Origin of the sequence: Nitrosomonas sp. H1_AOB3, assembly GCF_015709435.1 — a bacterium.
In the GTDB taxonomy this organism is placed as follows: domain Bacteria; phylum Pseudomonadota; class Gammaproteobacteria; order Burkholderiales; family Nitrosomonadaceae; genus Nitrosomonas; species Nitrosomonas europaea.
The window spans coordinates 41,708-55,764 of the sequence record NZ_CP054389.1; the positions used below are offsets into that span (position 1 = coordinate 41,708).

Consider the following 14,057-nt stretch of genomic DNA (forward strand, 5'->3'; position numbering starts at 1 on the left):
ATCCATTTATCCCTGTTTGCGTAGCTCGTCAGTCTGTGCAGTCGATGGCGAGCCTGCCAGTGCTTCGGTCAAGACAACTTCATTCTGGCGACGAGCCTCAATCAAAGCACGAGCCAGCGATTCGGTGCGATGATCGCCAATGATGTCGGCCAGCGCTTCCGGGTTACGGATGGACAGCGGTGCCGTTGCGGCGATGCCCAACAGATCACGAAGCCAACCACAGATGTGCGTCCAACGCTCCGTGTTCACCACCCCCAGCCAATCATGCAGTCTCTCGGCATGTGGCGTGTCTTCCGGCAATCGTGCCCCAAGAATGCGTCGCAGGCGATTGTCGTCACACGGCCCGGCTTGCAGGAGTACGTCGCAGACCAACCCTGCTAGCCAATCCTCGGCTTCGGTAGCGGGTGTGCCGCCTTCTGCATAAATTGGAAGGGGGGCCGTACGACGTGCGGGTTTTGGTGAGGGGGTCGCGAGCGGTTGTTGGGTTTCCAATGCATCCCACGCTGCCAGCACCAGCCGCTGGGTACGGTATTCACCGAAATCTCGCTCTTCATTCCGCTTCAAAACAGAAAATGTTTCAGATGGATATCCTGGCCGAATCGACTGAGGATCAAGTATGAAACGGAGTTCGTCGCGCCCTAGACCGTACAATTTCGCGTAATAGGCATCAAGTTCTGCACGCAGTGAAGCGCGGCGTTCAGCGCTGAAACTAAAAGGTCTGCCATCAAAACCAAGGCTTTTTGCCCATGGCTCTAAGTCGTGAGCAACATAGGTGAGTTCGAGCACACGAGGTGTTATGAAGGCCACGTCCGCGTCACTATATTGATCAGGCATCAAAAATGGCAGCTGCTTAAAAGTAAAATAGTTAAGATTTAGGCCGCCAAGCTTTTGCCTGGAAACATAGTCCAAGACGATTGCCCCCATGTTCGCCAAGAAGCACGCAAAAAGCTGTTTTCTTTCAGGGGGGCGCATAAGCGGCAAAAACAAACTATCCCCAGCGGCAGACCATGGTATTACTGTTGCAACAAGTGTCCGAGCACTGGCCCGAGCATCGGTAATTCTTCTCCATGCGAAGAACCACTTCTCCTTCCATCCTGCGTCTTTAGTCTTCTCTAAAATATTTTTCTCAGAAATCCAGTAATAAGGAGTTGTGCAGTAACCTGCATCCTCAAGACGACTCTCTGGAATTCTAGGAAGAACGTGAGCTCGCTCATGATTGGAGTCCCTAAAGTCTCCATATCGATGCGTATAAATCTGAACCATTTTTGATTCATAAAGAGGGAAAAAAATATCCCCTCCTAGCGTAAATACATTACCATCCAAGGAATAACCTTCTTGCTTTAGCTCCTGATAGTTCTTGAACAGATGACTGTCGTTTGACATATGAAACATTGCCATAAATCGAATTCCCCAGGGATTGTGCTCTGGGGCGTCAATGCGGGATTCTCGAATCAAAACGGGTGTGCGCCGATAGATTCCCTTGGTCAATTCTGCATCAAAGCGGGATTGAAAAATTGGACAGGTCAGCGTATTAGGATTGACCAGCTCAATATCTTCCGGACTTAGTGTAAAAACTCTCTCTGAGTCATGTAGATGTTCTAACTTCTTTCCTTGGAAAAGATATCGAGTTGCTTCGATTTTTTGCCCAGATCCAACAATCGTTGTTAATGCAAAGCGCAGCATATGGCCTTGCCCAGCGCCAGGAAAGAAACCTTCATTTTCAAATTCAAAGAAACTGCCTAAGGATTTCTTGGAAATCAAATCGCCAAAGAAATTTTTAGTCGAGTTGTCGGTGGCCAAGCCCGAAGGAACAATAAAACCAGCTCGCCCATAAGGCGCTGTTATCTGGCGAATGGTTTCGGCAAACAGCGCGTAGGTGTTCACGTCGCCAACGCCGGTCAGCGGGTAACGTCCGCCATCGTCACCTTTCACATGGGCAAACACACTGGCCGCCTCCGCCGTGCGGCGGGCGGTGACGAATTCGCGGTAGAGGCGTTTTTCGGCTTCATCCTCGTGTGCTTCATGGGCCAGGTCGGGGTACAGGTGGCGCGCCAACATGCCTTCGCTGAGCCACTGGATGCGCTGGGCGCGTTCGGCCTTGTTGCGGGCCTCCGCCACGTCGCGGTGGCGGGTGGCGAAGAACTCTTCTTCTTGCAGCTTGATGCGCTCCCACGGCGGATTGCCCAGCACGCAATCGAAACCGCCCTGCGCGAATACCTGCGGAAAAGCCAGCGGCCAGTGGAATACGCGGGCCTGTTCACAGGCGGCTTGGGCGGCGGCGAGTGCGGCCTGTTGCTCCGGCGGCAGCGGCTGGTTTTGCAGTGTGAGGTAGAGCGTGGCGGTGGTGGGGATGGCTTTGGCGTTTTGCCCGGTTTTGGGTAGCAGATAGGCGCCGAGCAACAGGTCGGCGGCGTGGGCCAGCGGGCTGTGGGCGGAGCCCTCCAGAAAGTGGCGCCAGGCTTGTTCCTTGGCGGCGATCTGCTCGGTGCTGTCTTCGGGCAGGGCTTCCAGGGCTTGCAGTTGGGCCAGGCTGTCGGCGTTGTCCAGTTGCAGGCGCAATTGCGGGCTGTTGCGTTCGCGCTCCAGTTGCTTGAGCGCGGCGATATTGGTTTTGGCCAGTGCCTTGCAGATTTCCTTGTCGTCGCCGGAGAGCGGCTTGAAGGCATCTCTGGCGATGCCGACCTTCAACGCTTTGAGATCAGTCAGGCCCAGCAGGGCGTCGCCCACTTGCAGGTGGTGGTCGAGAAAGCCCAGCGGGCGGCCTTCTTCAAAGCCTTCCAGCCACAGCGCCATGCGCGCCAGTTCGATGGCCATCGGGTTGCGATCCACGCCGTAGATGCAGTGGGCCACCACTTCGCGCAGGGCGTGGCGGTAATCCTGCGGCTGGATGGCGCCTTCCTGCCCGCCTTCGAGACTGCGCAACTGAGCGAGTTTTTCCGCCAGGCGGCGGGCGGCGGCCAGCAGGAAGTGACCGCTGCCGCAGGCCGGGTCGATGACGCGGATGGCGAGCAGCGCTTCGGTGGGGTTGGCCGGGTTGGCGGCCAGACGCTGTTCGATGACGGGGTCGAGCGCGCTCTTGATGAGTTCCTGCACCAGGCTGTCGGGGGTGTAGTAGCTGCCGGTGAGTTTGCGGGCGTTGCCCTTGGCTGTTTCATTGGCACCGCTGCCCTCCTCGGTGCGGCCGACGAAGCCGAAGGCGCGGGCCGGTAGGTCGATGCTGGGCACCAGTTCCAGCAGGCTTTCATAGACGCTGCCCAGTTCCTCCGGCCCCATGTTGCGGTAGTCCACCGGGGTGAGGCTGCTGCCCTTGCCCTGTGCGACGACGGCCCAACGCAGGTGTTGCAGGGCGGTGAGCAGGTGGGCGTTGTCGAGGCTGGCGGCATCCAGATCGGGGCATTGCTCGGGCGCGAACAGGCCGCCCAGGGCGGGCAGCGCCAGGCGCGGTTCACCTTGCGCCAGACCGCGGAAGACGATGCGGATGGCTTGCCACTGGTCGTCGTGCCGGGTACGGGCGCGGCGCTTGAGGCACAGCTCGCGCAGGCGGGCCAGGGCGTAGCCTTCGGCGTAGGCGCGGCGGGCGGCCAGCGCTTGGGCGCTGTCGTCCTGTTCTTGTGATTGGGGGTGCAGCAGGCCGCGCTCTTCCACGGTGAAGACGAAGATGAGCCGGTAGATCAGGCGCAGCAGTTGTTGGAAATAGTCGTCTTTGCTGAGCGTGCCGTCGTTCAGGGCGGTGCGCAGGGCATGGTTGGCGGGGTGTTGCAGGAAGCCTGCGCCGAAGGTCAGCAGTGCCTGCTCGACGCCGTTGCGCAGGCCATCGCGCACACGGGTGCCCTCCTGCTGGCCTTCGTTGCGCCATTGTTCCCAGATGCAGGTGCTGGCGTTTTGGCCCGATTGCGGTGCCCGGCTGGCGTGCAGCAGGCGCCAGACGTTGGCAAATTCGGCATAGCGCTGGCCGCCGAGCAGGTCGGCCAGATCGACTTCGAGAAAGCTGGGGCGGGTGAGACTGGCGGCGTCGCGCAGCAGGCGCAGTTGTCTGCCGTTGCTGACGATGCCCCAGAGGTGATCGGGGCTGGCGTTGAGCAGTTCCTGCATGGCCTGGAACGGGGCTTTCTTGCGGTTGCCGCCGCCCTGGATGGCAAAGCGGGCATCGGCATCGTCCAGCCCCTGGGTGTGTGGGGCCACCAGCACGGGCAGGGTGCCGGCCATGAAGCTGACCGGGTAGTGCCGCTCGCCAATCTGTTGTTGCCCCTGCCCGGTTTGCAGCGTGAGGTAGCCGAGGGCATCACGCAGCAGTTCGTGGATGAAGGCGGTGGTGAGCTGCGCGGCGTCGAGGTCGGCGCGTTCCATCTGCGCGGCGAGGTGTTGCCACTGGGCACAGGCGATCTGGAAGGCGCGGCTGTATTCGTCCTTGAGCCTGACGCCTTTGGGGGTGCCATAGTCCGCATCGCGTTGGGCGCTGGCGCGGCCCTGGGCGGCTTTTTCCAGTTGGTCGGGGAGGAACAGGCTGCCTTCGAGCTTGAGGGTGGGCAGGTTCAGCGTGGCCTGGGTTTTGCGGAAGCGTTTCATGTTATTCGTCGGCCTTTGTAATGACTTCCCAGTGACCGCCTTTGGTGGGGCCGTGGCGGCGTAGCTTGCCGGTGCGCTTGAGCTGGGTCAGGTGGTATTTGACGCCATCCGCACTCAGGCCTGTGGCCTGTGCCAGCGCGACTGTCGTCATGCGCGGCTGCTGGCGCAGCGACTGAAGCAAAATTTCCTGGGTGGTTTTCAGCGTTTCTTGGGTAGTCCCCAGCGTTTCCTGGGTAGTTTCTTGGGTAGTCCCCGGCGTTTCTTGGGTCGTCTCCGGGCTTTCTGTGCCAGTCTTCAGGCTGGTATCTGCCGCAGCTTCCAGCGCCGAAGGCCGTGCAAAGCGGGTGATGAACAGGCCACCGATTTCGATGAAGCTGGCATCCGGTGCGTTTTCCAGAATCAGCGGCACGCCCCGGCCCCAGGCTTCCACCAGATGAATGCGGCGCAGCAGTTCGGCAATTCTCGGGTTGCGGCGGCTGGAGACGTTGCCTTGGCGTATCTCGTCAAACGTCAGGCCACCGTAGAGCTTGCCGGGGCTGCGAATTTCCAGCCTGTCCTTGAACACGGCCACCTGCACATAGTCCGGGTCGCGCCAGTCGCGGTGGCAGAAGGCGTTGACCAGCGCTTCGCGGATGGCCTTGAGGGAGATTTCGGGCACATCCACGCGGCGCAAACCTTCCAGCCTCATGCCGATGTGGATGTTTTTCAGGGCGTATTTTTCGGCTTCTTCGAGCAGTTCGAGGATGTCGCCATCGAAATCGTGACGGTCGATGATGGTGGAGCTGGTGTGGGTGGCAAATACCGCGCAGCGCAACTGGATGGGGTCGTCGGCAAAAAACAGTTTTGCGGCGTTGATGGGTGCGCCCTGACGCAACAGGTCGAGCTTTTCCAGGGCGTTGGCGGCGCTGTCTGGCGGCAGGTCTGCGCGTGCAAGGAAGTGGCTGATTTTTTCGGTATTCAGTTGTTCCAGGGTCAGGCCGCTGGGTTCGTTTTCCCAGCGCAACGCATCCTGGTTGCTTTGCAGGATGAGGTTCTTCAGTTCGCTGGCGCTGAGTTTTTTATCTTCATCCGCCACCCGCATGTAAGCACGACCATAGGCCAGATAAGGCTGCTGCCAGCCCTCGGCCTTGATGTGCAGGCATTGCTTGCCTTCGATGAGCTGTTGGGTGATTTGTGGATAGATGGCCGGTTCGATGTGGGCGGCAATGGCTTGCGACACATCGCGCAGGGTTTTCTCGTTTACATCCAGCCCCACGGCCTTGCCGTTGGGGGCGATGCCGAACCACAGCTCGGCCTGGCCGTGTTTGTTGAGCATGGCGGCCAGCGAGATCAGCCCCTGTTTCAGTTCAGCCAGAGACTTTTTGAGCTCGGTAGTTTCGGTCTCTGTCATGATCGGCTCGTGTTCCATCAGAGGGCATCCGGCAGTAGCACATATACGCCCATTACATCGACCGGCAGGCAGGGGCTGACGCTGTGCTGGCCGACGTCGCGGGCGGCGGCCCGCACGCGCTGGTGGTCGGCCAGCAGGGCATCGGCGCGTTGCCGGGCCAGGGATTGCAGTTGCTGCGGGTGGGCGGCGAGGAAGTCGAGCGCGGTGCGAATTTCACGCTGCGCCGCTGCGGGCGGCAGGTTGCCGCTGGGCGTGCATTCGAGCAGGCGGCCGACGGCATCGCCAGTCAGCCATTGCGGGGCGTTGCGCCCCTGCACGGCGAGGGCCACGGTTTCCTCGGCCATCATCTGGAAGGGTTCGCGGCGGCGCACGTAGCTGAGCTGGTGACGCAGGCGCAGCAGGTAGAGGGTGGTGACGACTTCGACGCCTTCCGTCAGGGTGGCGGCGCAGCGGGCGGCCAGCGGGCGCTCGCCACCGAGTGCATCTTCCAGCAGGTGCTGGGCCAGCAGGCCCACCAGCGGATGGCTGCGGTGCAGTTCGTTGAAGTCGATGAGTTGGGGGGCGTCGATACCGTCATCGGCCAGACGCTGGCGTAGGGCTTCGGGCAGGTGCTGTGGCAGGAAGCGCGCGGTCTGTTTACGGCCGATTTCCAATGGCGAGCCCAGCCGCACGCAGGCGCTTTGCAGGAAGCGCTGCACGTCGGCCTGGGTGCCCAGGGCCTGTTGCTGTTTGTGCCATTCGGGCAGCACTTCGTCGGGTTTGATGCGGCGCTGGGCGAACACGGTGCGGTTGGCCCTGGCTTTTTCCAGTGCGTCGCGCCATTGGGCTTGCAAGGGAGCGAGCAGACGCTCGGGTTCGCCGAAGTCAAAAGATGTTTGTCGCATGGATGGCTGTGCCGGGTGCTCGCGGCGCATCAGCGCGGCCTTGACCAGGGCCTGATTGATGCGGGCTTCGTCCTCTGGCATGGGGACGAGCACGCCGAGCTCCTTCTGGATGGCTTCGCCTTTCCGGAGGATGATGTTGAGCACGAAGCCATCCACCGGGTTGTCCTGCCCATAGAGCATAGTGCAACGCACTTCAGAAGCTTGTTGACCAAAACGATCGACGCGGCCTTCGCGCTGTTCGTGGCGGGTGGGGTTCCAGGCCAGGTCGTAGTGGACGACGGCGGTGAACAGGTGTTGCAGGTTGATGCCTTCGGAGAGGCAGTCGGTGGCGACGAGGATGCGCTGGTCGGCATCCTCCATGTCGTCCACGCGCTCGCGGCGCTCTTCCGGTGCAAGCTCGCCGGTGACGGCTTCGATGGTGGCCTTGGGGAAGGCGGCCTTGAGGTGTTCGGCGACGTAATGGGCGGTGGCGATGTAGCGGCAGAACACGACGGGGTGGTAGCCGTCCTTCACCAGCAGGCCGATATGCTGGATGAGCGCGGTCAGCTTGGGGTCGCCCGCTTTGCCGCTAAGGCGCTGGGCATCGGCGATCAGGGTTTGCAGGCGACTGGCATCCTGCACTTGGGCGGGTGGCTCCAGATCGTTGCTGGAGAGGTCGTCGGCTTCGCCGTCGTGCAGGCGCTCATCGTTGAGGAGGGCGTCATCCGGCGAGGTGCCTTCAAGCCGTGTGGTCAGTGCCTTGACGGCGGCAGCGGGTGACGACGCCACGCAGCGCAGCAAGGCCAGGGTGGCGTACCAGATGAGACGGGCGCCGCCCTGCTGTTGCTGCTGCTCGATGCGATCTTCAAAGTTCAGGGCCAGTTCGCGGCAGTAATCCTGCACCGCATCGAAGAACGCGCCCCATTCACCGGAAAGCTGATAGGTCAGCTCGGTTTTCATGCGGCGGGGGAAGCCGCGCCCGTCGTGAGTTTCGGCCTGCCATTCGGCGATGTCCTTGCGGCGGCGCTGGACGAAGTGGCGGGCCAGCTCCTGCCGCAGCGGGTCGGCAGCCGTCATGCGGCCCTGCAAGGCGGCAAAGCGTGGGTCGAGCAGCGACAGCAGGTTGTAGAAGGCGGTTTCGTCGCCGGAGTGAGGCGTGGCGGTGAGCAGGATCAGGTGGCGCTGTTCGTCACGGGCAAGGCGTTGCAGCAGCTCGAAGCGCAGTTGCTTGCCCGCGCCGCTGCTGGCGCAGGTGTGGGCCTCATCGACGATGATGCATTCGGGAGCGATGGCGAGGAAATGTTCGCGGTGGCGTTCGCTCTTGATGTAGTCGAGGCTGACCACCACCACGGGATGGTGGTCGAACAGGCGCACGCCGTGCGGCAGATCGCGCTCGATACGGGCGGCAGAGGCCGAAGTCAGGGCGACGGCCTGAAGGTTGAAGCGGGTTTCCAGTTCGCTTTGCCACTGATCCACGAGATGCGGCGGGCACAGCACGGCCAGGCGGGCGATTTCGCCACGATCCATCAGCTCGCGTGCAATCAGACCGGCCTCGATGGTCTTGCCGATACCCACGTCGTCGGCAATCAGCAGGCGCACGGTGGACAGGCGCAGCGCCATCAGCAGCGGTACCAGCTGATAGCCGCGCGGTTCCACGGCGATGTTGCCGAAGGAGCGGAACGGGCCGGCACCGGCGCGCAGGGTCAGGCGCAGGGCATCGCGCAGCAGCAGGGCGGCGGCGTGGTTACCGGCGTGTGCGGGGTCGGGCCAGTCGAAGGTGGCTGGCTCGACGGGTTGCAGTTCCAGCTCGGGAACCAGGGTGATGCTTTCGTCATCGGCACCGCTCAATGGGCGCAGGCGCAACCAGTCGTGGCGCGAATCGCTCTGCACCACCCATTCGCGGCCACGGGCACGCACCAGGTTACCGGGCAGGAAGTTGTGTTCGAGGATCGTCATGCGCCTTTATTCCCTGGAGCCGAACACGTCGGCGTGTGCGGCGAATTGTTGTGGCCAGCGCGAAGCGTCCGAAAAATCCAACACCCGCCAGCCTTTATCCTGCAATACACCAGTGGTCTGTTCATCCACCGCTGACAGAAACACCAAAGCACGGGCGACCTTGTATTGGGCGGCGGCGATGGCTGCGCCATTGTTGACGGACACGTTGAATGCATCGGGTTGAGCAGCGCCTGCCTGCTCAAGCGCGGCCAGCCAGGCGTCGAGGTGGGCGTCGGTCGATGGCGCAGAGGCAACGGAGGGCAGGCCAGTTTTCGCGGGCTGCACCTGGGCATTGGCCAGCGTCACCAGCAGCTTGAGCGCATCCGTATTGCGACGGTTGATGTGCTCGTGGTCGGGCTGGTTGAAATAGGACAGCAGGCACTGGTAGCAGCCGGCTTCGCACTGATGGTTGCCAAGCTCATCGCTGCGTTCCAGCGACGGCAGATCGTCCAGGAGCCAGGCGCCGTTTTGCGGGGCGCGATAGTGAATCAGTTGCAGAGCCTTGTCCGCCACGAGGGCCAGATCGGCAGGGTTGTTTGCCAGACGGGTGAGAACGCCGGCGCCACCTTCGGCCGCTTCATAGAACAGCAGGGCGCGGCGCTCGTCGGATTTCGGCAGCGGTTCGACCACCAGTTCGGATTCCTCGATCTGGAAGGTCATTTCGATGCCGCGCTTGAGTGCGGCCTGCAACGTGGCCATCGCCTCCAGCGACAGGGCATGTGCGGGGGCGAAGATCAGCAGATTGCGATGATCTTCCACGAAGGGAACGATGCGTTGATTGGGTACTTTTTCCAGCAAGGCATCGTCGCTGCCTTTGTCGTCTTCCGCATCCGGCGCGTCCTGTTTGCTCCAGGTGCCGGTGATGGGATTGATGTAGAAGCCCAGTTGCTCCTTGTCCTTGCGCCTGCGCCAGCCACGGTTGATGCGCCAGATTTGCGCGGCGGGGGCATAGGTGAGTTCGCCCAGCAGTTCATCGCCCTGCTGGATCACGGCCTTCTGCCGTTGAATCCGGCCATCGGGGCCGGGCAGGAAGCGGTAGGTGGTTTGCAGCTCGAAGCCCTGGCGCTGGCGCTCCTCGTCGTTGATGGAGATGCGTTCGGTGGCCACGGTCTCCACGGTTTCGATGCGGTAGAGCTCGCGTACCCAATCGTGCTCGGTGAGCAGGGCGTCGCAGTTTTCGCAGCGGTTGACCAGCGGCTGTTCGCCGCCGGGCTCGCCGAGATGACCGTAACCGCACTGGCTGCATACCAGCGAGGTGATGGTGGCCAACTGGCTGTTGCCGGAGATGTGGTCGGTATTGCCGACGTTGAGCTTGGCGCGCACCACGCGGTACATGCGGCCCTGGTGATAGATGAGGCTGCGCGGGCCGAATTCGGACAGCGCCAGAAAGCGCGGCCGGCTGACCATGCTGCCTTCGTCGTCCTTGCCGTTGGCGGTCTGGCCGCCACGGGCGGGAATCCACGCCATCAGCGGCAGGCGCGGGAAATTGTAACCAGGCAGGAAGCCCTGGCTGGCCAGGTAGCGCCAGGTGTAGAAGTCGTTGTTTTGGCCATTACCGGATTTGAGCAGCACGGCGTACTGGCGCGCGGCATCGCCATAGCGGCGCTGGGCATTCTGGCGCTCCGTATGCGAGGCGGTATGGCTCTTGACGATGCGGTCGGCCATGTCCATCTGTTGGCGTGTCGCATCGAACAGCACGCGCCAGCGCTCCAGCGCCCCGGAGAACGCCTGCGCCGCGTTGTCGATGACCTGGCGCAGATAGTCCTGGGTGAACCAGGCGCTGCCTTCGAGTTCACCCGCAAGCTGGTCGATGACCCGCCCGGCACTGGCCAAGGCTCGCTGCTGGACGGCCTGTTCCCGCAGCGCTTCATGCAAGGGTTGTTTCAGTGGTTTGCCGGGCCGATCGAGATCCAGCATGGGCGCAATGCTGTCGTCCAGTGGCACCTGGGTACTGGCCAGCCAGACCGCCTGCAAATGGCTGTCGATGAGATCGCGGTTGGCCAGGTCGAGGGTTGGCGCGCGCACCACGCCATGCACCATCTGCTCGGCATTGTGGAAGAACCATTGGTCGTGCGGACTGAGCGCCGCGCAGTAGGTGATGACCAAGGCCTGCTGACCCGAGCGACCGGCTCGACCGCTGCGCTGGGCGTAGTTGGCGGGGGTGGGCGGCACGTTGCGCAGGTACACGGTGTTGAGCGCGGAGATGTCCACACCCAGCTCCATGGTGGGCGAGCAGAACATCACCGGCAGGCGTTCCAGTGGCGCTTCGTGGGCCGGGTTCTGCGCCCAGTCCTGCCTGTCCTTTTCGGTGTAGCGGAAACGCTGCTCCAGCAATTGTCGGCGTGGTGCATCCACCTGGGCCGTGTGTTCCTGGGCCTCGAAGTCGAACAGTGGATGCGAGGGGCGACGCAGCAGATCGGCAATACCGATATATAGAGCGCGGAAATACTGATTGATGCGATTGCCGTCGGTTTGCGGCTGATCGGCAATCAGGCACCAGTCCAGCGCTGCCGCGTTCAGACGCCAGCCTGCAAGCTGGGAATCAACGGCGTGTTTTTGCACGTAACCATAGTTTCCGGCTGCTTCGAGCATCTCTTCGATCAGCTCGGCCCACTCGACATCTTTCCACTGCATGACCTCGCTGGCGCAGGTGCTGTCGCGCCAGAAGGCGGCGGTCTTGATCTGCCGCAGCAGACCGGAGCGCGGACCGCCCGTCACCAGATCTGTACGTGGCTTGCCTCGGTATTCCGGGCGCTTGCTAAGGATGAGATAGCGGCCGGTATCGAGCTTCTCGTCGGGTGCGAAGGCCCAGCGTTCATTGATGTAGGTGTGGGCGTTGGTGCGTGCCTTGTCCTGCTCGACCGGATCGAGGTAACGGCTCTCCAGACACAGATGGCGGCGCAGGGTGTCGAACAGCAATTCGTACAAAGATGTGCGTTGCGCAGCCGTCAATCTGGCCAGGGTGCTGTTCGCGGCGAAGATGCTGGTGTCAGCGCAGAAGGCATCCAGGTCGCGATAACGAATCTGCAACAGACCGAGCTGATCCAGATTCGGGTTGTTGAAGCGCCAGCCACGCCGCAGATCACGCAGTAGCCGGTAGGCGATGATGAAGCGCAATGTGCGTTGCGCTTCCTGCCGGGCCAGTCCCATGAGCTTGGGCGTGCGCAAATACTCCACCAAGGTCGCTTCATCGACCTCTTGAAAGCCGAGGGCCTTGAATACGCTTTCGGCCAGGTGTTCTTCATCGAGTTGGCCGCCGCTGCCCTGGAGTGCGCCGATCAAACCGGCGCGCAGCGTCAGCAGGAATATGAAGTCGTTGAAATGTCCGGCCTGCAGAGCGGCATCCTGGCGGTTGTCGGTAAAACCGAGCAGCTTGCGCGGATCAGGCTGACCCGGTGCCGGTTCGGAAAGTGCGAACAATTGCTGCAAGGCCGCCAGGGCAATCATGGTAGTGGCCGAAGAGCGGCCTTCGCCGGACAGGCTGGAGAGGCGGTTGGCATCCTTGCCGTGGGCTTCGTGTGTCGTGCCGCAGTTCAGGCAGAAGCGGAACTTTCCGGGAATGAACCAGAATTCCGCCCCTGAGCCTGTTTGCCCTTTGGCATCAACCGTGACCATATAGGGAACGGCATTCTTGTAGGCTGGCTTGACCTTGGGTTCGCTACGGCTGAGGTCGATCCAGGTTTCCGGCAGGTCTTCGAGCAGTCCGCCGTATTGCTGACCGGGCACCAAGGGGCACAGAAAGCCATAGCTGGCGTCGTCTTCCGCTGCGATGTCGTCGATTTCACGCGAGCTGAAGCTGACAGGTTGCTGCGAGTGCCATACAGGCAAGTATTCCTGGCCGCAATCGCGGCAGAAATGCGTGGGGTAAAGCAGCACGTTCTCTTGCTGTCGCCCCGGCGCGAAACGCTGGGCATCGAGCGTGACATGGCGCTTGCCACGTTCCTCCAACGTGGTGAGCACCTTACCGGGGCCGCTGATGAACTGGTGCAGCTTGAATGCGAAAGGCGGCCGGCCCTGGGGTGTGCGTACATCATGGGCAGCCACCAGAAAACGTTGCAGAGCAGCGCGGGCCGCTTCAGGCTGGCAACCTGCGTCTTCGGCGAGACGGCGGCTGGCCTCTTCCAGCATTAGGGGGCGCGCCCGGCGCGGAGGCTCATCGGGAGGAATGTCGATACCCAAGTTCAACTCGACCCAAATGGCCAGCGGATCGTCGCGGAAAGCGTTGAAATCAGCCCAGGTATCCTGCTCGCGAGTGATGGCCGCGGGCAATTCTGGACGAATGGCATTGACGTCCTTGAGTGGGTTGGTGACCCGCTCCAAGGTCTCCCCGATGACATCATGCTCGCTGATGTTGGTACCAAAAAGTTTGCTGGCCACGTCGGCCACCACGTGGTTGCGGTCGGCTTGGCTACCTGTGCTGGACATGGTGGCTGACGTGCCGATGCAGACCAGTTGCTCGGCCTTTAGGCGCTCGCGCAGGCGCCGCACCAGCAAGGCAACGTCCGCACCCTGACGGCCACGATAGGTATGCAGCTCATCCAGCACTAGGAACTCAAGCCCCTCGCAGTGCTCCACCACGCGCCGATCCACTTCGTCGAAGCGCGTGAGGATGTACTCCAGCATCATGAAGTTGGTCAGCAGGATATCGGGCGGGTTATCTGCGATTGCTGTACGTTCTGCCTGGCTTTCCTGGCCGGTGTAGCGCTTGACGGTGAAGGGACGAAGCTCTGGCGCATAGCCATGCAGAAACTTGTCGAGTTCTTCCAGCTGGCTGTTGGCCAGAGCATTCATCGGATAGATGACAATGGCCCTGGTATGTGCTTTGCCATCGGATTGCTTGGCCTTGAGAATGCGGTCGATGATCGGGATGAAAAAGGACAGGGACTTCCCCGACCCCGTTCCGGTCGTGACCACATAGCTTTGGCGTTCCTGGCCTTTGGCCAAGGCTTCCATCTGGTGCTTGTAAAGATGCAGGGGTTCTGGCGAGCCTTCAGACTTCCCGACCTGGAAGATCTCTGCGCAGGCAGCATGCAAGATCCCCTGCGCCACCAGTTTCTGCACCGTGCCCTGGCGTTGGTAATTCGGGTTGATCTGCACCAGCGGCTCAGGCCAATAGCGGCCTTGCGCATATTGATGTTCGACCTCGGCCTGGATATCGGACGCAGCGATGCGAACGAAACTGCGGGAAAAATTGCCGTATCGTTCGATGAGCTGGTCGCGGAATTGGAAAACGTTATCCATGG

Annotated in this window: 4 protein-coding genes; all 4 read right to left on the minus strand. The window is 61.6% G+C overall.

The features are described from left to right. Positions 1-6: 6 nt before the first annotated feature. From HRU73_RS00240 to HRU73_RS00255, 4 genes are read right to left on the minus strand one after another with little or no spacing between them, the layout of a single operon-like run. Complete coding sequence (locus tag HRU73_RS00240; RefSeq protein ID WP_287398986.1) at positions 7-4,566, minus strand: Eco57I restriction-modification methylase domain-containing protein; 4,560 nt, start codon at positions 4,564-4,566, stop codon at positions 7-9. A 1-nt stretch (position 4,567) separates the two neighbouring features. Then, the gene (locus tag HRU73_RS00245) at positions 4,568-5,974 is read right to left on the minus strand and encodes an ATP-binding protein (RefSeq protein ID WP_287398987.1); all 1,407 of its coding nucleotides are present in this window, start codon (positions 5,972-5,974) and stop codon (positions 4,568-4,570) included. Continuing rightward, positions 5,974-8,775, minus strand: coding sequence for a DUF8741 domain-containing protein (locus HRU73_RS00250; RefSeq protein ID WP_287398988.1), 2,802 nt, complete (start codon positions 8,773-8,775; stop codon positions 5,974-5,976). The genes HRU73_RS00245 and HRU73_RS00250 overlap by 1 nt, the downstream gene beginning before the upstream one ends. A gap of 6 nt (positions 8,776-8,781) precedes the next feature. Further along, positions 8,782-14,055: a DEAD/DEAH box helicase family protein gene (locus HRU73_RS00255; protein ID WP_287398989.1), complete on the minus strand. Its 5,274-nt coding sequence runs from the start codon at positions 14,053-14,055 to the stop codon at positions 8,782-8,784. Positions 14,056-14,057: the final 2 nt, after the last annotated feature.